Raw genomic sequence first — 18,862 nt, forward strand, 5'->3', positions numbered from 1 at the left:
TCATTGAACCGAGGATCACGAACCAGGCCAGGGGCTGGATGACTTTTTTCATGGAAACTCCGAGAGGCAAGGTATTAACGGGATAACCGGGTAGAGCAAGAGGCGGGCCAGGGGGGGGGAGCCTTGTAATTTCAGGGCTGCAGCGGCAAAAGGGTAAAAATGACCTTGGTGTTTATGGTTGTTTTAACCCCGAAATGGTCATTTTTACCCTCTTCGGCGTAGCCCGAACCTGAACGGGCGTAGCAGGAGCGATACCGATCAGGGTGGCCCAGCCCTTGCTACCTCATCAGGCAACGGCCCCAAGGTTAATCCCACCGCTCTTGACCCAGCTTGACCTGCGACAAGGGCCATGCGCGGGCAATACCGGATGATCGGGCCGGCAACGAATTGAGGAGTGGTTGTATGCAAGTGCTGGATCGGCGCAAGGCAATGTCGATTACCCCGTTATTTCGTCTGGCCTTTCGGCCATTTTTCCTTGGTGGCTGCCTGTTGGCGTTGCTGGCAATCCCGTTGTGGCTGCTGGCCCTGGCCGGCACTACCGGCGCCTGGCAGCCGGCGGGTGGCTGGCTGGCCTGGCACCGTCACGAACTGTTGTTCGGCTTCGCCATGGCGATCATCGCCGGCTTCCTGCTGACCGCCGTTCAGACCTGGACCGGTCGTCCCGGCCTGAGCGGCACGCCCCTGGGCCTGCTGGCGGCGATATGGCTGGCCGCACGACTGGCCTGGCTGTTCAACCTGCCGTGGCCGCTGCTGGCGGTGCTGGAATTGACGTTTCCCCTGGCGGTCGCCGGGTTGATGGGCTGGACCCTGTGGCAGGTTCGGCAACAGCGCAACTACCCGATTGTGTTGGTATTGCTGCTGCTGACCCTGGCCGACGGCCTGTCCCTGTATGGCTTGCTGCGCGGCGATGAAGGCTGGCAGCGCCAGTCGGTGTTGACCGGCTTGTGGCTGGTGGCGGCGATGATGGGCTTGATCGGCGGGCGGGTAATTCCGTTTTTCACCAAGCGTGGCCTGGGTCGTACCGACGCGGTAAAACCCTGGCCCTGGCTCGATCATCTGTTGTTGATCGGCTCAGCCCTGGTAGCGCTGCTGTATGCCGTCGGGCTGGCGTCGGTTGCCAGTGCCTGGGTTGGCATCTTGTTCGCGCTGCTGGGTCTGGGCCACTTGCTGCGCTTGGTGCGCTGGCATGACCGGGGCCTGTGGCGTGTGCCGCTGCTCTGGTCATTGCACCTGGCCTATGCCTGGCTGGCAGTGGCGTGTTTGGGCATGGCGCTGTGGCATGTGGGTGTGCCGCTCAATCCGAGCCTGGCGGTGCATGCACTGACGATTGGCGCGATGGGTGGCTTGATTCTGGCGATGATCGCCCGGGTCAGCCTGGGCCACACCGGCCGCGCCCTCGCGCCGCCCTCGGGCATGACCCTGGCGTTTGTGCTGCTCAACGTTGCGTGTCTGAGCCGGGTCGTGCTGGTGCTGTTCTGGCCCTACGCTGCGCTGTGGCTGGCCGGCCTGTGCTGGACCGCAGGGCTTGGCATCTATGTATGGCGCTACGGCCCGATGCTGTGGCGCACGCGGGTTGATGGCCATCCGGGCTAGGAGATCGACAATGCTGTATTCGGGGTTACTGATTTTGCATCTGCTGGCGGCGATTGCCTTTATTGGCACGCTGTTTTTCGAAGTGTTTATCTGGCACAGCGCCCGCAAGGAACTGGCCTGGTCGGCGCAACTGACTTCGGACCAGGCCATTGCCCGGCGTTCGCGGCGGGTGCTGCACGGGGTTGTGGTGCTGTTATACGGCGCCGGGATTGCAATGGCGTGGCAATACCGCGGGGTGTTGAGCTTGCCGTGGGCCAGTCATTTTGCGGCGCTGTTGAGCCTCAAGATTGTGCTGGCGGTGAGCATCATCGGGCATTACCTGCTGCTGGCTTACTGGCTGGGGCGCGATCATCTAAGCCCGGCGCGGGCGATGTGGATACGCCGCAGTATCCTGGGGCATATGCTGCTGATCGTTATCCTGGCGAAGATGATGATGCGCTGAGCGCGGGCATATTGTGGCGAGCCCGCTCGCCACAGGTGGCTCATATGCTTGGATTCAACGCCCGAACAAACAACACATCATTTTCCAGATGAATATGCTCCAGCAGGTCGCAGTGAAACACCTCCAGCCCTTGGTACAAGGTGCGCCAGGTATTGCAGGCACCGGCCGGCGGCTTGATCTGGTCGGTCAGTGCCAGCAGTTGCTCCAGGGCCTGGCCATGTTGCTCATGCTCATAACGCATCACCTGAATCGGCGGCGCGGCGTGGGCCCCCATGCCCATGTTCAGCATCGGGAACAGCACCTGTTCCTCCTTGAGCATATGGCCCTCTAGTTCCTGACGGATGTCGCGCAGCAGGTCGGCCAAACCGTTGGGGCAATGGCTGTGCTCACCGTGGACCTGTTCGACGCGGCAGGCCAGGCGGATCAGCTCCGGCAGTTGCTCGCGGTGGCGGGTGTGATAACGCTCCAGCAGATGCTCTATCAATTGTTCCTGGGGCAAGGTGGTCGGGTTCATCAGGCTTCCTCATAAATGTGGACGAATGAGTCCGTTATTGCATCCTCTGTGCCACCTCCAACCTATTGAAAATTAACGCTTAGTTATTTGTGGTGGTCAGGATCACCCTGATGCTGCAGGGTAGAACCGACCATACAAGGGTAATTATGACCATGCTGCGTGAAAGTCTGTCGGCCGACCTGATTGTCGAACTGCCCAATGCCGTGCGCCTGCAACGGCTGGTGCAGACCCTGCGTGAATACTTCAACAGCGGCGCCGTCGGCCTGCTGCGCCTGGATGGCGACGACAGCCTGCGCCCGGTGGCCACCGTCGGCCTGGTCCATGAAGCCCTTGGCCGGCGTTTTGTGATTGCCCAGCATCCACGGTTGGCGGCGATCATGGCGTCCCGCGAGCCCACTTGGTTCGAGCCCGACAGCCGCCTGCCTGACCCTTACGACGGCCTGCTGGACACCCTGGTCGGCGAGCCGCTGCCGGTGCATGACTGCATGGGCGTAAGCCTGTTTGTCGAAGGCCGGCCCTGGGGCGCGATCACCCTCGATGCGCTGCACGCCGGCACGTTCGACGCCAGTGCCCGCGACCAGCTCAAGCGCTGCACCCTGCAGATCGAAGCGGCGGTGCGGGTCACGCGCCTGGAGCAGGAAAATCGCAGCCTGCGCCTGTCTCGCAGCGACCTCGGCGAGGGCTTGCCCAACGTCGAAGACGGCGAAATCCTCGGGCAAAGCCCGGTCCTGCACCAGTTGCTCAACGAACTGGATGTGCTCGCCGACTCCGACTTGCCGGTGCTGTTGCTGGGGGAAACCGGAGTGGGCAAGGAACTGTTCGCCCGCCGCCTGCATCGGCTGTCGCGGCGCAGCCACAAGCCGCTGATCCAGGTCAATTGCGCGGCACTGCCGGAATCATTGGCCGAGAGTGAGCTGTTCGGTCACGTCAAAGGCGCCTTTTCTGGCGCCACCAGCGACCGCGCCGGGCGTTTTGATGCGGCCAATGGCGGCACGTTGTTTCTTGATGAGGTCGGCGAGTTACCCCTCAGTGTCCAGGCCAAGCTTTTGCGTACCTTGCAAAATGGCGAGATCCAGCGCCTGGGGGCTGATAAACCGTTGCATGTGGACGTGCGCATCATTGCCGCCACCAACCGCCATCTGCCGGACAGTATCCGCAGCGGACTGTTTCGCGCCGACCTGTATCACCGGCTTTCGGTGTACCCGGTACCGATTCCGCCGCTGCGTGAGCGCGGCCACGACGTGCTGCTGCTGGCCGGGCATTTCCTCGAACTCAATCGTGCCCGGCTTGGCCTGCGCGGGCTGCGCCTGTCGCCTGCAGCCGAACAGGCGCTGCTCGGTTATGGCTGGCCGGGCAATGTGCGCGAGCTGGAGCATGTGATCAGCCGTGCCGCCCTCAAACAACTGAGCCGTGGTGGCAATCGCAGCGAGATCATGACCCTGGAAGCCGGCCTGCTGGACCTCGATAGCAGTGCTGTCGCGCCTCAGGCCCTGGTTCAGCAGGCGCCGCCGCAAGCCTTTCAATCCCTGGGAGAGGCGGTGGACGAATGCCAGCGCCAGAAAATCCGCCAGGCCCTGGGCCTGTCCGGCGATAACTGGGCCAGTGCTGCGCGGTTGTTGGGGCTGGACTCAAGTAACCTGCACAAACTGGCCCGGCGCCTGGGGCTCAAGTAGCTTCCTGCGACCCCATGACGCAGCGCGCAGTTGATCGCGGTCAAGGTGTTGCACACGTGGGCTGATCAGACTGCGGTGAACTTTCTGGAGGTTTGCCCCATGCCCCTTTCCCTCGCACAAATGCGCCGCAACTACACCCTGTATGGCTTGCGGGACGAGTTGGCGCAGGACGATCCCATCGCCTTTTTTGGCCAGTGGCTGGAGCAGGCACGCACAACTGAAGCAGCCCCGGTGGAAGCCAACAGCATGGCCCTGGCCACGGTGGACAGCGAAGGCCGCGCCCATTGCCGAATCATCTTGCTCAAGGGCTTCAGTGACCAGGGTTTTACCTTCTTCGGCAATTACCTGAGTGGCAAGGGCTTTGATCTGGCGAGCAACCCCAGCGCCGCCATGACTTTCTTCTGGCCCGGCCTGGAGCGCCAGGTGCGCATCGAAGGCACGATCTCGCGTCTGGCGCCGGAGCTGTCCGATGAATACTTCCACGCTCGACCTATGGCCAGTCAGCTCGGCGCCTGGGCCTCACCGCAAAGCCAGCCCCTGGCCCATCGCACCGAGCTGGAAAGCCGTCTGCGAGAAGTGACCCAACGCTTTGCCGGGCACCAGCCGCCGCGTCCCGAGGCGTGGGGTGGCTGGTGCCTGCACCCCGAGCGCGTGGAATTCTGGCAAGGACGCGCCGACCGCCTCCACGACCGCCTCGACTATCGCCTGGAACAAGGCGCATGGCAGCGCACGCGATTGGCACCCTGAACCCAGCGGAGGTACCTCCTTGGAGGAATAGGCCCGCATGCGGATGCAGTGCAGGCTGGGCCCATTGCTCATTTATCCCGAGATTTTGACCATGGCACATTTGACCCAACGCGACTTTGCTTCACTGAACATTGCGGTACTCACCATCAGCGATACCCGCACCTTTGACACCGACACCTCCGGGCAGACCCTGTGCGATCGGCTGCAAGGAGCAGGTCACGAACTGATCGAGCGGGCCTTGGTGGTGGACGATATCTACCAGATTCGCGCGCGTATCTCGCAATGGATCGCCGACCCGCAGGTGCAGGTGATCCTCACCACCGGCGGCACCGGTTTCACTGCCCGAGACAACACCCCGCAAGCGGTACTGCCGCTGCTGGACAAGCACGTCGACGGTTTTGGTGAACTGTTCCGTCAGGTTTCCCTGGCGGAGATCGGCATGTCGACCCTGCAGTCCCGCGCCCTGGCGGGTATGAGCAATGGCGTGTTGGTGTGCTGCATACCGGGTTCGCCGGGTGCTTGCCGCACGGCATGGGACAAAATCCTCTCGGGGCAATTGGACAGCCGCACCGGGCCGTGCAATTTCGCCCCGCACCTCAAAATCCAGGCGCAGCAGCAGCTTGAACCCTGTGAGGCGCGACCATGAGCACATCCGTGTGTGAAAGCGGTGAGTTGACCCCGGTGGACGACGCCATCGAACGGTTGTTGGCCCTGGCGCCGCTGGCGCCTTCGACTCAACAAATAAAGCTGGACCAGGCGTTGGGCCGGGTATTGGCCTGCGATATTTTTTCCCCGCTGAACCTACCGGCCTGGGACAACAGCGCCATGGACGGTTACGCCTTGTGCGCGGCTGATCTGCCGTCCGAGGGCGGCTACCTACGCCTGGCCGGGCGCATTGCCGCCGGAACGGAAGCGGCTACGGGATTGTCCAGCGGGCAAGCCATGCGCATTTTTACCGGCGCGCCATTGCCGGCCGGCGCCGACACCGTGGTCCCTCAAGAGCGCTGCCGAGTCTACGGCCAGCGCATCTGGTGCCCGCCGATGCGTGCCGGTGAGCATGTGCGCAAACAGGGCGAAGAAGTGCATCAGGGCCAGTTGCTGTTGGCGACCGGCAAGCGTCTGCGGGCACAGGAATTGGGCCTGCTGGCAGCGGCTGGATTGGGCCATATCAAGGTCTACCGACCCTTGCGGGTGTGCCTGCTGAGCAGCGGCGACGAACTGCGCGACCCCGGCGATCACCTGGCGCCGGGGCAGATTTACAACAGCAATAGGTATTGTCTGGCGGCGTTGTTGAAGGGCTGGGGCGTGGAGGTGCATGACTACGGCGTCATGGCCGACGAACTGGCCGCCAGCCGCGACGCCCTGAGCCTGGCCTCATCGGAATGCGACCTGCTGCTGACCTCTGGCGGCGTTTCGGTGGGTGAGGAAGACCATCTGAAACAGGCGATCAAGGAATTGGGCCGCGTGGACTTCTGGCGCCTGGCAATCCAGCCCGGCAAACCCCTGGCTTTTGGTGACGTCGCCGGCAAACCGTGGATCGGTTTGCCAGGCAATCCGTCGGCAGCGCTGATCACCGCGCTGGTGGTGGTGCGTCCGTTTCTGCTGCGGGCCCAAGGGGTGACTGACGTCACGCCGCTGCCGGTGCTGTTGCCAGCCGATTTCGAGTGGACCCAACGCAACAAGCGCCGGCAATACCTGCGCGCACGGTTGAGCCCGGGTACCGATGGTCAGGCACGGGTGACGCTGCATCCAAGGCAAAGCTCGGCCATGTTGAGCGCCGCTTGCTGGGCCGATGGCCTGGCGGTGGTGGAGCGCGAGCAGTTGATCGACAAGGGGGCGCTGGTGCGATTCATGCCCTTCGCCGAATTGATGATGTAGGCGCGAGCTTGTTCCTACATGGGCTATACGATGCTTTTTTCGATGAGGAGTCACCATGCAACTGGTCTGCCCGGCAGGGAATCTGCCTGCGCTTAAAGCGGCGGTGCGCCAAGGTGCCGATGCGGTGTATGTCGGTTTTCGCGACGACACCAACGCTCGGCATTTCGCCGGTCTGAACATGGACGACAAACAGTTCGACGGTGCCGTCGCCCATATCCGTGAGCACCAGCGCAAGCTGTATGTCGCGGTCAATACCTACCCGCAACCCAAGGGCTGGGAGCGATGGCAGCGGGCGGTGGACCGGGCGGCTGACCATGGCGTCGACGCGCTGATTGCCGGCGACCCAGGGGTGCTCAACTACGCCAGCAAACGGCATCCGCAGATGGCCTTGCACCTGTCGGTCCAGGGGTCGGCAACCCATGCCGCCGCGTTGCAGTTCTACGCCGAGCGCTACGGTATTCGACGCGCGGTGCTGCCTCGGGTGTTGTCCCTGGCCCAGGTCAAGCAAGTGGCTGCCAGCAGCTCGGTGCCCATTGAAGTGTTCGGTTTTGGCAGCCTGTGTATCATGGCCGAGGGGCGTTGCCACTTGTCTTCGTACATCACCGGTGAGTCACCAAACCTGTGTGGCGTGTGCTCGCCGGCCAAGGCCGTGCGCTGGAGCAACGATGCCGAGGGCCTGACGGCGCGCCTCAGTGAAGTGCTGATCGACCGCTACACGCCGGATGAACCCGCCGGTTATCCGACCCTGTGCAAGGGCCGCTTCATGGTGGGCGGCAAGCGTTTCCACGCCTTGGAAGAGCCCACCAGCCTCGACACCCTGGACCTGTTGCCGGAACTCACCGCCATCGGCGTCCAAGCGATAAAAATCGAAGGCCGACAACGCAGCCCGGCCTACGTCGAACAAGTCACCCGAGTCTGGCGCGCCGCGCTGGACGCCCACCGAATCGCGCCCGCCAAGTTTGTGGTCAAGGACCAGTGGCGCCAGGCGCTGGCGGGTCTCTCCGAAGGCAGCCAGACCACCCTGGGCGCTTACCATCGATCGTGGCAATGAGGGCACATACATGAAACTCAGCCTGGGACCGGTGCTGTTTTATTGGGATAAGCAACAGCTGGGGCAGTTCTACAGCGAGATGGCTGAGCTGCCTCTGGACGTGATCTACCTGGGGGAAACCGTGTGCTCCAAGCGCCGGGCATTCAACCTGGATCAATGGCTGGGCCTGGGGCGCGAGCTAGAGGCCGCAGGCTCGGCGCAAATCGTGCTGTCGAGCCTGACGTTGATTGAGGCGGCTTCGGAACTGTCGAGTCTGCGTCGCCTGTGCGACAACGGCCAGTTGTTGGTGGAAGCCAACGACATGGGCGCAGTGCAATTTCTTGCCGACCGCAAGCTGCCCTTTGTGGGCGGCCCGGCGCTCAATTTGTATAACGGCCATGCGCTGGTGCAATTGCTGGATGCAGGCATGGTGCGTTGGGTGCCGCCAGTGGAATGCTCCCGCGCCTTGATCAGCGACGTGTTGGCACAAGTCAGCGAACTGGGGCGCCCGCTGCCTGAAGTGGAAATCTTCGCCTACGGGCATTTGCCCCTGGCCTATTCGGCGCGCTGCTTCACTGCACGTGCGGAAAACCGGCCCAAGGATGACTGCCTGTTCTGCTGCATCAATTACCCGGACGGCATGGCGTTGACCAGCCAGGAAGGGCAGGCGCTGTTTACCCTCAATGGCATTCAAACCATGTCGGCAGAGGTGACCAACCTGCTGGCGGACTATCCGGGGCTGGTGAGTTGTGGTGCCGACATGCTGCGTTTGAGCCCCAGGGCCCAGGGCACGGCGGGTATCGTCGAGGCGTTTGATCAGGTACGTCAGGGCGCTACGCCGCCGCTGTTTGTCGAAGGTTGCAATGGCTATTGGCATGGCCAGGCCGGGATGTTGCGGGTTGAGGAGGCAGGCCTGTGTTGAGTCGCAAACAATGGCTGCTCAAAGGCGCCGACCGGATATTGCCGCTGATGCGCAAGGTACCGTTTGCGGTGCAGCGGTTGGCGTTGCAGCAGGGCCTTAATCGTTGCCTGGCGGAGCCGTTGCGTGACGGTGGTTTTGAGCTGTTGCGCGGGCGCTGGATGTGCCTGCGCATCCCTGACCTGGGGTTGTGCTGGTACCTGACCCTGGGGCACGACGGATTGCGTATTGCCGAACGGGCCGAGGCCCAGGTCACGATCAGTGGCAACTGGCGGGAGTTTTTGTTGCTGGCCAGTCGGCAGGAGGATCCGGATACGCTGTTTTTCCGGCGGCGGTTGGTGATCGAGGGGGATACGGAGTTGGGGTTGGGGCTCAAGAACCTTATCGACAGCCTGGACCCCGATGTATTGCCACCCTGGCTGTGGCGCAATCTGGAGCGGGCGGGGAAGGGGTTGGCGGCTTTGTAGCTACCTTGAAAAACACCGGTAGTTGGGCTAAAGCCGATCAGTTAACCCCACTACTGTAGGAACGAGCTTGCTCGCGAAAAACTCGAGAGCGCCGCGGTTAACCCGCAAACCCGCGTTAGCGTTCACGACCTTCGCGAGCAAGATCGCTCCTAAAGGGGGCTGATTGGCAGTCGGCTACCAAGCCGCTATGCGCCAAAATGCCGCACCGCCAATCCCCAGGTCGCGGCCTAACTTGATTTCAATCAAGGGCCATCTGACCGCCTGCCACCTACCATCGGTCTCACATTCCGGCCGTTGAAGGCAGTGAATTCATGAGCAGCCTCCAACCCTCGTTATTCGCAAAAGTGGCTTCAAGTTCGGTCATTTGGCTGGTTTTCCTGGTGCTGTTCTTCACGGCCTTGGAACCCGTCCAGGCCAAACCCTACGGCGACATCGAACAACAACGCATCGAAAAAATCTTCCCCCAGGTCGACACCGTCTCCACCCCCGAAGGCAAGTTCAACGTCCGCACGTTATCAGCAGCCGGCAAGATCATCGGCTACGTGTTCCAAAGCCTGGACGTGGTGGATATCCCGGCCTATTCCGGCAAACCCATCAACACCCAAGTCATCCTCGACCCGACAGGCACGATCCGCGATGCCTTTGTGCTGGAACACCACGAACCGATCCTGCTGATCGGCATTCCCGAAGCCAGACTCCACGACTTCACCGCCCATTACTCCGGCATCAAGGTCAACCAGCGCGTGGTGGTGGGTCGCTCCAGTGATGTGAAGGCGGTGACGGTAGATGCCATCGCCGGTGCAACGGTGACGGCCATGGTGGTTAACGAAGTGATCATGCGTGCCGCCCATGAGGTAGCCGTCTCTCTCAAACTGATCGAAGACAAGGCCAGCACAGCGCAAAAAGTCGCCCTCATACGCACCGACAATTATGAACCCGCCACCTGGCAGCAACTGACCGGCAATGGCGCCATCCGCAGCCTCAACCTGACTCGTGGCCAGGTGGACGCCGCGTTCAAGGGCACCGAAGCCGAAGGTGTCGAAGTTGCCAGCGTCGATCAGATCGATGAGACGTTTATTGACCTGTATGTCGCTGACATCAACCCACCGAGCATCGGCCGCAACCTGCTGGGGGATGATCAATACCGCGTGCTGATGCAAGGCCTCAAGCCCGGCGAGCAAGCCATCGCCGTGCTGGGGCGCGGGCTGTTTTCCTTCAAGGGTTCGGGGTATGTGCGCGGCGGAATTTTCGATCGGGTGCAATTGCGCCAGTTTGGCAATGTCATCAGCTTCCGCGACATGGACCACCAGCGGGTCTACGACGTGTTCGCCCAGGGCATACCTGAGTTCGACGAAATGTCGGTGTTTACCGTGCGGCCCCAAGCCGGTTTCGATCCCGGTTCGCCCTGGACCCTGGAGCTGTTGGTGCGACGTCAGACTGGCCCGGTCAGCGGCACGTTCAGCAGTTTCGAATTGCCTTACCAGATGCCCGAGCAGTACCTGGAACGGCCACTGCCCACGGCCGCCGAGCAGGCCGCCATCGAGGAAGCCAACCGGCCGATGTGGCTGACCATCTGGTACCAGAAGCAGTTCCAGATTCTGGTGCTCGGTGCTGCGCTGGTGCTGCTCACGGTGATCCTGTTTCTGCAGGACAGCCTGGCGCGCCGGCCCCGCTTGCTGCACTGGGTGCGCCGAGGCTACCTGGTATTCACCGTGGTGTTTATCGGCTGGTACGCCCTGGGGCAGTTATCGGTGGTTAACGTACTGACCTTCGTCCATGCGCTGTTCCAGCAGTTTCGCTGGGAGCTGTTCCTCACCGATCCGTTGATTTTCATGCTGTGGGTGTTCACCGCCGCCAGCATCCTGCTGTGGGGCCGTGGCGTTTTCTGCGGCTGGCTGTGCCCGTTCGGCGCCTTGCAGGAGCTGATCAACGAAGCCGCCCGCAAGCTGAAGATTCGCCAATACGAGTTGCCCTTTGCTGTCCATGAACGGTTGTGGGCGATCAAGTACCTGATCCTGTTGCTGCTGTTTGGCATTTCCCTGGAGTCGATGTCCAGCGCCGAGATGTTTGCCGAAGTGGAACCCTTCAAGACCGCCATCACCCTCAAGTTCGACCGCCAGTGGTGGTTTGTGCTCTACGCCGTGGCGCTGCTGGTCATCAACATCTTCACCCGCAAGGTCTATTGCCGCTACCTCTGCCCACTGGGCGCGGCGCTGGCGATTCCGAGCAAATTTCGCCTGTTCGACTGGTTGAAACGACGCAAGGAGTGTGGCGATCCCTGCCAACTGTGCGCCAAGGAATGTGAGATCCAGGCGATCCACCCCGACGGCCATATCAACGCCAATGAATGCCACTACTGCCTCGATTGCCAGATGACCTGGCACAACGACAACAAATGCCCGCCACTGATCAATAAGCGCAAGAAACGCAATAAGGCCGCCGCCGTCGGCGCGCAGTTGATACCGGTGGTGCAGGTGCCTACGTCCGAATCTCAGTGATTGTTTTTATTCTCTCAAGGAGCATCCCATGAACGACACAGAATCGAAAAAACCAGGGCAAGCCCCGGAACCCGAAGGCCTGAGCCGGCGTGGTTTTCTAGGCACTGGTGCCATCACCGGCGCGGTACTGGCGGGTGCTACGGCCCTTGGAGGCACAGTGTTTACTCGTGAGTCCTTCGCCGCAGCGGCCAAGGAAGCCAAGTCGAAAATCCACGTTGGGCCAGGGGAGTTGGACCAGTACTACGGATTCTGGAGCGGTGGCCATCAGGGCGAAGTGCGCGTAATGGGCATTCCGTCGATGCGCGAGCTGATGCGCATCCCGGTATTCAACGTCGATTCCGCCACCGGCTGGGGCCTGACCAACGAAAGCAAGCGCATCCTGGGGGAGGGCGCCAAGTACCAGAACGGCGATTGCCACCACCCGCACCTGTCTACCACCGACGGCAAGTACGACGGCAAATACCTGTTCATCAATGACAAGGCCAACACCCGGGTCGCACGGATTCGCCTGGACATCATGAAGTGCGACAAGATTCTCACCGTGCCCAACGCCCAGGCCATTCATGGCCTGCGCCTGCAAAAGGTGCCGTACACCAAGTACGTGTTCTGCAATGCCGAGTTCATCATTCCGCACCCTAACGACGGCCACTCCTTCGATTTGCAGGACAAGAACAGTTTCACCATGTTCAACGTCATCGATGCCGAGAAAATGGAGATGGCCTTCCAGGTCATCGTCGACGGCAACCTCGACAACGCCGACGCCGACTACACCGGCAAGTACGCGGCCGCCACCTGCTACAACTCGGAGAAAGCCTCCGACCTGGGCGGCATGATGCGCAACGAGCGCGACTGGGTGGTGGTGTTCAACATCCCGCGCATCGAAGCGGCGATCAAGGCTGGCAAGTTCATCAACCTCGATGGCGTCAAGGTGCCGGTGGTCGACGGGCGCAAGGGCGACGACGGCAAAGACAGCGAGTTTACCCGCTACATCCCGGTACCGAAGAACCCCCACGGCTGCAACACTTCGCCGGACGGCAAATACTTTATCGCCAACGGCAAGCTGTCGCCGACGTGCACCATCATCGCCATCGACAAGCTCGACGACCTGTTCAGTGACAAGATCAAGGACCCGCGTGGCGTGGTGGTCGGCGAGCCGGAACTGGGCCTGGGCCCGTTGCACACCACCTACGACGGGCGGGGTTTTGCCTACACCACGCTGTTTATCGACAGCCAGGTGGTCAAGTGGAACATCGCCGAAGCCATCCGCGCCTACGGTGGTGAGAAGGTCAACTACATCAAGCAGAAACTCGATGTGCAATACCAACCGGGCCACAACCACGCCTCGCTGACGGAAACCCGCGATGCCGACGGCCAATGGCTGGTGGTGCTCAGCAAGTTCTCCAAGGACCGCTTCCTGCCAACCGGGCCACTGCACCCGGAAAACGACCAGTTGATCGACATTTCCGGCGACGAGATGAAGCTGGTCCACGACGGCCCGGCCTTTGCCGAACCCCACGACTGCGTCATGGCCCGCCGTGACCAGATCAAGACCAAGAAAATCTGGGAGCGTAACGACCCGTTCTTCGCCGAAACCGTGGCCATCGCGGCCAAGGACGGTATCAAGCTGGAGACCGACAACAAGGTCATCCGCGACGGCAAGAAAGTACGGGTGTACATGACCTCCATGGCTCCGACCTACGGCCTGACGGAGTTCACCGTCAAGCACGGCGATGAAGTCACCGTGACCATCACCAACATCGACCAGATCGAAGACGTGACCCATGGCTTTGTCATGACCAACCACGGCGTGAGCATGGAAATCAGCCCGCAGCAGACGTCGTCGATCACCTTTATCGCTGATAAGCCCGGCCTGCATTGGTACTACTGCAGCTGGTTCTGCCATGCACTGCATATGGAAATGGTCGGGCGGATGTTGGTCGAACGGGCCTGACGGCTTAGGCGGCTAACGTAGCAGTTGTCGAGCTTTAGCGAGGCTACGTTGGCCGCACCGCTGCCATCAAGTCAGTCCCCGGCCCCGAGTCGCACCTGACGCAGCCTCGCTAAAGCTCGACAGCTGCTTTGTTTCATAGACCGGACTTCGATCACAAGGAAAATACTGTGGCTCGATCACGGACCCTGTTCATTGGGCTTGTATTGCTGGTGTTATGCACCAGCGCCCAAGCCTTGGTACTCCCCATCACCGACTTGCCCCTGCAAGCCGACGGCGCGCAACACTGGCGCCTGCCGGCCGGTCAATACCAGGGCTCTTTCAGCATCGATCAACCCATGCAACTCACCTGCGAACCCGGCGCCACCTTCCAGGGCCAAGGCCAGGGCAACGGTTTGCTCATCAACGCCCCTGACGTCACCGTTCAAGGCTGCACCTTCCTTGACTGGGGCCACGACCTCACCGCCATGAACGCCGCCGTGTTCATCCAACCCAAGGCCCATGGCGCCCTGATCAAGAACAACCACCTGCAAGGCCCGGGCTTCGGCATTTGGGTCGATGGCACCGCCGATGTCAGCCTGATCGACAACCAGATCCAGGGTGACCCGACGATACGCTCCCAGGACCGTGGCAACGGCATACACCTGTACGCGGTACATGGCGCGAAGGTCATCGGCAACCAGGTCCGTGACGCTCGCGATGGCATCTACATCGATACCTCCAACGGCAACCTGCTGCAAGGCAACACCCTGGAAGACCTGCGCTACGGCATTCACTACATGTTTGCCAACGACAACCAGGTGCTGGGCAATATCACCCGCCGCACCCGCACTGGCTACGCCTTGATGCAGAGCCGCAAACTGACAGTGATCGGCAATCGCTCCGAGCAGGATGAGAACTACGGCATCCTGATGAACTACATCACCTATTCGACCCTGCGGGACAACTTCGTCAGCGAGGTGCGTGACGGCTCCACCGGCGACACCATGATCACCGGTGCCGAGGGCAAGGCATTGTTTATCTACAACTCGCTGTTCAACAGCATTGAGCACAACCACTTCGAACGCAGCGCTGTGGGCATTCACCTCACCGCGGGCTCGGAAGACAACCGCATTGCCGACAACGCCTTTGTCGGCAACCAGCGCCAGGTCAAATACGTCGCCACTCGTTTGCAAGAGTGGTCGGTGGAAGGCCGCGGCAACTACTGGAGCGACTACCTGGGCTGGGATCGCAACAACGATGGCCTGGGGGATGTTGCCTATGAACCCAACGACAACGTCGACCGCCTGCTGTGGCTTTACCCCCAGGTGCGGCTGTTGATGAACAGCCCCGGCATCGAACTGCTGCGCTGGGTGCAACGGGCGTTTCCGGTGATGAAGTCGCCGGGGGTGATGGACAGTCATCCGCTGATGAAAGACCCCACGCTTTCCCTGCTCAAGGAGCCCGCATGATGAATGTCGTCGAGATCGAAGGCGTCAGCCAGCGCTACGGGGACACCACCGTATTGCATGACTTGAACCTGAGCCTGGCGCCCGGTGAAGTGCTTGGGCTGTTCGGCCATAACGGCGCCGGCAAGACCACCAGCATGAAGTTGATATTGGGCCTGTTGCAGGCCAGTGTCGGCCAGGTGCGGGTATTCGGTCGCCAGCCCAGCGACCCCCATGTGCGGCAGTTGTTGGGTTATTTGCCGGAGAACGTGACGTTTTATCCGCAGCTCAGTGGCCTGGAAACCTTGCAGCATTTTGCCCGGCTCAAGGGCGCCGCCATGGCCCAGGTCACTACCTTGCTGGAAGACGTCGGCCTCACGGGGGCGGCTCGGCGACGGGTCAAGACCTACTCAAAAGGTATGCGCCAGCGCCTGGGGCTGGCTCAGGCGTTGCTCGGCAAACCGCGGTTGTTACTGCTGGACGAGCCCACCGTGGGCCTCGATCCGATCGCCACCCAGGACCTGTATTGCCTGCTCGACCGCCTGCGGGAGCAAGGCACCAGCATCATCCTGTGCTCCCACGTACTGCCAGGTGTCGAAGCCCATATCAACCGCGCTGCGATCCTGACCCAGGGCCGCCTGCTGGCCCTCGGCACCCTGGCGACGTTGCGCGAAGAGGCGGGGCTGCCGACGCTGATTCGCAGCAGCGGCCTGCAATATGGGGCGCTGTTGCAAAAACGCTGGAGTGAGGCGGGCCATGTCACCCAACGCTGGGGCGTGCAAGGCCTGCAAGTGGAGGTGTTCAACGGCAACAAAGTCGAGCTGTTGCGTCAGTTGCTGGAGCAGGACAGCCCCTGCGACGTGGAAATCCATCCGCCGTCCCTGGAAGACATCTACCGCCACTACATGAACAGCGCCATGGAGCGTGCCCTATGAACCCGATCTGGAACATGGCCCGCAAGGAGTTCTGCGACGGCCTGCGCAATCGCTGGTTGTTGGCCATCAGTGTGTTGTTTGCCGTACTCGCCATCGGCATCGCCTGGCTGGGGGCTGCGGCGTCAGGGCAGCTGGGTTTTACTTCGATTCCGGCGACCATTGCCAGCCTGGCCAGCCTGGCGACCTTCCTGATGCCGTTGATTGCGTTGTTGCTGGCCTATGACGCGATTGTCGGTGAGGACGAAAGCGGCACCTTGTTGCTGTTGCTGACCTATCCCCTGGGACGCGGGCATATCCTGCTGGGCAAGTTTGTCGGCCACGGCTTGATTCTGGCGCTGGCCACGTTGATTGGTTTTGGCTGCGCGATGCTGGCCATTGCCGTGCTGGTGGATGACGTCGAATTCAGCCTGCTGCTGTGGGCCTTTGGCCGCTTCATGCTGACCTCGACCTTGCTCGGCTGGGGGTTTCTCGGCATGGCCTATGTGCTCAGCAGCGTCTCGGCGGAGAAATCCACTGCGGCCGGGCTGGCGCTCGGGGTGTGGTTCTTCTTCGTTCTGGTATTCGACTTGGCGTTGCTGGCACTGCTGGTACTGAGCGAGGGCCAGTTCAGCCCGACGCTGCTGCCCTGGTTGCTGCTGCTCAATCCGGCAGATGTTTACCGGCTGATCAATCTGTCGGGCTTTGAGTCTGGCCCGGCGTCCGTCGGCGTGATGGCCTTGGGCGGTGACCTGGCGGTACCGGTTGCCGCGCTTTGGTTGTGCCTGGTGGCATGGGTTGCAGTACCGCTGGCCCTGGCCTATGGGCTGTTTCGTCGGCGCGCGGCATGAGGTTTTTACTGATGGAGCAATTGAGCATGAAGAGGTTTTATTCGACGCTATTGGCCGTGGTGATGGGCCTGATGCTGGCGGGCTGTGACAAGCCGGTAAAAGCCACCGCCAGCGAGGGGGTGGTGGGTTTTCATCGCAGTGATGAGTGCCACGTGTGTGGCATGGTGATCAGCGATTTCCCCGGCCCCAAGGGCGAAGTGGTAGAGCAGGGTGGGGTGAAGAAATTCTGTTCTACGGCGGAAATGGTCGGCTGGTGGATGCAGCCTGAAAATCATCATCAGAACGCCAAGCTGTACGTGCATGACATGGGCAAAAGTCACTGGGATACCCCTGATGACGCTCACTTGATCGATGCCAAAATTGCGTTTTATGTACTCGGCACCGGGCTCAAGGGCGCCATGGGCGTGGTATTGGCCTCGTTTGCTGATGAGGCCGCGGCGCAGAAAGTAGCGGCGGATACTGGCGGACGGGTGTTGCGGTTTGGTGATATTGATTTGGCGTTGTTGCAGCAGCCGGTGGGGATGTCCCATATGAGCCATTGAGCGGACGTTGTGTCGATGTCGATGTCGATGTCGATGGCTATAGCTATAGCGCTCCTGCCCTACCTATCGGCACCTCGCTGTGGCTCGGCGTACCCGAACAAAGGCATTGCTCCGTGGGTCGCCGCGATGGGCCATCCCTGGCCCAGCGCGGCTAAACCGGCATCCTTGCTGGTTTACCCACTGCGCAATACCTGCGTTCGGCCTCTGGTTTTATGGGCAGGCAGATCAAGAGCGAGATCAAAAGCAGAGCAAAGCCAGCGCTGGGGTCGATCCGCTTCTCTGTAGGAGCGAGCTTGCTCGCGAAGAACCTGAGGGCACCGCGGTGATTCAGGATGCCAGCGTCATCGTTAACGACCATCGCGAGCAAGCTCGCTCCTACAGTGGGCAGTAGATCCGCTCTTGCTTCTCACCACTCAGGCCGGCTACCAGGCCGCCGTGCTTTTGCTTTTGATCTTAGGCGCCCCGTTAAACCACGATGGCTGAACGCAGGCATTGATCCGTGGGTAAACCGGCAGGACGCCGGTTTAGCCGCGCTGGGCCAGGGATGGGCCATCGCGGCGGCCCACGGAGCAATGCCGGAGTGAAGGCATGCCGAGCCACAGCGAGGCACCAAGTGGTGGGGCAAGAGCCTTTTGGTTACTTTTGGGCTCTTTTCAAAAGTGACACGCCGTAAGGGCGTAACCCTAAGCCGCCGTTACCGCAGCAACGGATATGTACCCAACCCAACCTCAGCCCGCCTGATACCCCATCAACTGCTCCTCACACAAAATCCGAATCGTGCGCCGCTGCACCTCGATCATCCCGCCATCCACCAGCCGATGCAGAATCCTGGAAAACGTCTCCGGCTGGATTCCCAGTTTCGACGCCACCAACCGCTTGGGCACCTGCAACACCACATCGCCGCTGACCGTATCGCGTTCCTGAAGCAGAAAGTTGATCACCCGCCGGCTGGCATTCGTCAGGGTCAGGGTGTCGATGTCCTTGAGTCGTTGATGCAGGTGGATGCTCAGGGTGCCCAGGATCGCCAGGCAAATTTTTGGCTGGACCTCGAGGGCCTTGCGGTAGTGATGGCCTTCGATGGTCACCAGCAGACTGTCCTTGAGGGCCGTGGCGCTCACCGGGTAGGCCTTGGCCTGGCTGAACAGCAAGGCTTCGGCAAAGGTCTGGCCGGGGCGGATGACTTCCACCAGGTGTTCCTGGCCTTCACCGGTGACCCGATGCAATTTGATCTGGCCGCTCACCAGCAGGAAAAACCGCTCGGCGGGATCGCCCTGGTGCATCAGCGTGACGTGGGTGGGCAGGCGTTTGAGGTTGGCCAGGGTGCAGACGTCCTGGAAGACTTTTTCTGGCAACTGACTGAACAGGTGATGGCGGCGCAGGGTTAAAACGATGGATGGGTGGGTCAGCATGGCATACCTCCGG

16 protein-coding genes and 2 pseudogenes are annotated in these 18,862 nt (G+C 61.4%); 15 read left to right on the forward strand and 3 right to left on the reverse strand.

Features of this window, described 5'->3' with window-relative positions:
• Positions 1-402 precede the first annotated feature (402 nt).
• Both ACZRJ6_RS13910 and ACZRJ6_RS13915 read left to right on the forward strand, forming a co-directional pair.
• Entirely contained in the window at positions 403-1,593 is a 1,191-nt protein-coding gene (locus tag ACZRJ6_RS13910; RefSeq protein ID WP_463968714.1) for an NnrS family protein, read from the forward strand.
• Positions 1,594-1,603: 10 nt separating this feature from the next.
• Entirely contained in the window at positions 1,604-2,035 is a 432-nt protein-coding gene (locus ACZRJ6_RS13915; protein ID WP_133101012.1) for a hypothetical protein, read from the forward strand.
• Between the two features lie 40 nt (positions 2,036-2,075).
• On the opposite strand, the pseudogene ACZRJ6_RS13920 reads toward ACZRJ6_RS13915, so the two are convergent.
• A pseudogene (locus tag ACZRJ6_RS13920) lies at positions 2,076-2,531 on the reverse strand (hemerythrin domain-containing protein); the annotation flags it as partial.
• 170 nt (positions 2,532-2,701) lie between these two features.
• Here ACZRJ6_RS13920 and norR point away from each other — a divergent pair.
• The 13 genes from norR (at position 2,702) to ACZRJ6_RS13985 (ending at position 17,440) form a co-directional block, all read left to right on the forward strand.
• Positions 2,702-4,222: a nitric oxide reductase transcriptional regulator NorR gene (gene norR, locus ACZRJ6_RS13925; protein WP_463968713.1), complete on the forward strand. Its 1,521-nt coding sequence runs from the start codon at positions 2,702-2,704 to the stop codon at positions 4,220-4,222.
• A gap of 99 nt (positions 4,223-4,321) precedes the next feature.
• Positions 4,322-4,969 (forward strand): pyridoxamine 5'-phosphate oxidase, encoded by a 648-nt coding sequence (gene pdxH, locus ACZRJ6_RS13930; protein WP_463968712.1) that lies wholly within the window; start codon positions 4,322-4,324, stop codon positions 4,967-4,969.
• 91 nt (positions 4,970-5,060) lie between these two features.
• A complete protein-coding gene (gene moaB, locus ACZRJ6_RS13935; protein ID WP_463968711.1) occupies positions 5,061-5,615 on the forward strand; it encodes a molybdenum cofactor biosynthesis protein B in 555 nt (184 codons plus the stop codon).
• Positions 5,612-6,847, forward strand: coding sequence for a molybdopterin molybdotransferase MoeA (locus ACZRJ6_RS13940; protein ID WP_463968710.1), 1,236 nt, complete (start codon positions 5,612-5,614; stop codon positions 6,845-6,847). Before moaB ends, ACZRJ6_RS13940 begins: the two co-directional genes overlap by 4 nt.
• Positions 6,848-6,902: 55 nt before the next feature.
• The gene (ubiU, locus tag ACZRJ6_RS13945) at positions 6,903-7,898 is read left to right on the forward strand and encodes a ubiquinone anaerobic biosynthesis protein UbiU (RefSeq protein ID WP_463968709.1); all 996 of its coding nucleotides are present in this window, start codon (positions 6,903-6,905) and stop codon (positions 7,896-7,898) included.
• Between the two features lie 10 nt (positions 7,899-7,908).
• Complete coding sequence (locus tag ACZRJ6_RS13950; protein ID WP_463968708.1) at positions 7,909-8,799, forward strand: U32 family peptidase; 891 nt, start codon at positions 7,909-7,911, stop codon at positions 8,797-8,799.
• Complete coding sequence (ubiT, locus tag ACZRJ6_RS13955; RefSeq protein WP_463968707.1) at positions 8,793-9,263, forward strand: ubiquinone anaerobic biosynthesis accessory factor UbiT; 471 nt, start codon at positions 8,793-8,795, stop codon at positions 9,261-9,263. Before ACZRJ6_RS13950 ends, ubiT begins: the two co-directional genes overlap by 7 nt.
• A gap of 311 nt (positions 9,264-9,574) precedes the next feature.
• Positions 9,575-11,761 carry a transcriptional regulator NosR gene (gene nosR, locus ACZRJ6_RS13960; RefSeq protein ID WP_463968706.1) on the forward strand — a complete coding sequence of 729 codons (2,187 nt, stop codon included), beginning with the start codon at positions 9,575-9,577 and terminating at the stop codon, positions 11,759-11,761.
• Between the two features lie 28 nt (positions 11,762-11,789).
• A complete protein-coding gene (gene nosZ, locus ACZRJ6_RS13965; protein WP_463968705.1) occupies positions 11,790-13,712 on the forward strand; it encodes a TAT-dependent nitrous-oxide reductase in 1,923 nt (640 codons plus the stop codon).
• 185 nt (positions 13,713-13,897) lie between these two features.
• Positions 13,898-15,160: a nitrous oxide reductase family maturation protein NosD gene (locus ACZRJ6_RS13970; protein ID WP_463968879.1), complete on the forward strand. Its 1,263-nt coding sequence runs from the start codon at positions 13,898-13,900 to the stop codon at positions 15,158-15,160.
• Positions 15,160-16,071 carry an ABC transporter ATP-binding protein gene (locus ACZRJ6_RS13975; RefSeq protein WP_463968878.1) on the forward strand — a complete coding sequence of 304 codons (912 nt, stop codon included), beginning with the start codon at positions 15,160-15,162 and terminating at the stop codon, positions 16,069-16,071. The genes ACZRJ6_RS13970 and ACZRJ6_RS13975 overlap by 1 nt, the downstream gene beginning before the upstream one ends.
• Complete coding sequence (locus tag ACZRJ6_RS13980; RefSeq protein ID WP_133100999.1) at positions 16,068-16,898, forward strand: ABC transporter permease; 831 nt, start codon at positions 16,068-16,070, stop codon at positions 16,896-16,898. The genes ACZRJ6_RS13975 and ACZRJ6_RS13980 overlap by 4 nt, the downstream gene beginning before the upstream one ends.
• A gap of 26 nt (positions 16,899-16,924) precedes the next feature.
• On the forward strand, positions 16,925-17,440 hold the full coding sequence (locus ACZRJ6_RS13985) for a nitrous oxide reductase accessory protein NosL (RefSeq protein WP_463968704.1): 516 nt from the start codon (positions 16,925-16,927) through the stop codon (positions 17,438-17,440).
• 280 nt (positions 17,441-17,720) lie between these two features.
• Here the strand turns inward: ACZRJ6_RS13985 and ACZRJ6_RS13990 are convergent.
• A pseudogene (locus ACZRJ6_RS13990) lies at positions 17,721-17,798 on the reverse strand (outer membrane lipoprotein carrier protein LolA); the annotation flags it as partial.
• A gap of 370 nt (positions 17,799-18,168) precedes the next feature.
• Positions 18,169-18,849: a Crp/Fnr family transcriptional regulator gene (locus ACZRJ6_RS13995; protein WP_463968703.1), complete on the reverse strand. Its 681-nt coding sequence runs from the start codon at positions 18,847-18,849 to the stop codon at positions 18,169-18,171.
• Positions 18,850-18,862 lie beyond the last annotated feature (13 nt).

The organism is Pseudomonas sp. C321, assembly GCF_055407105.1.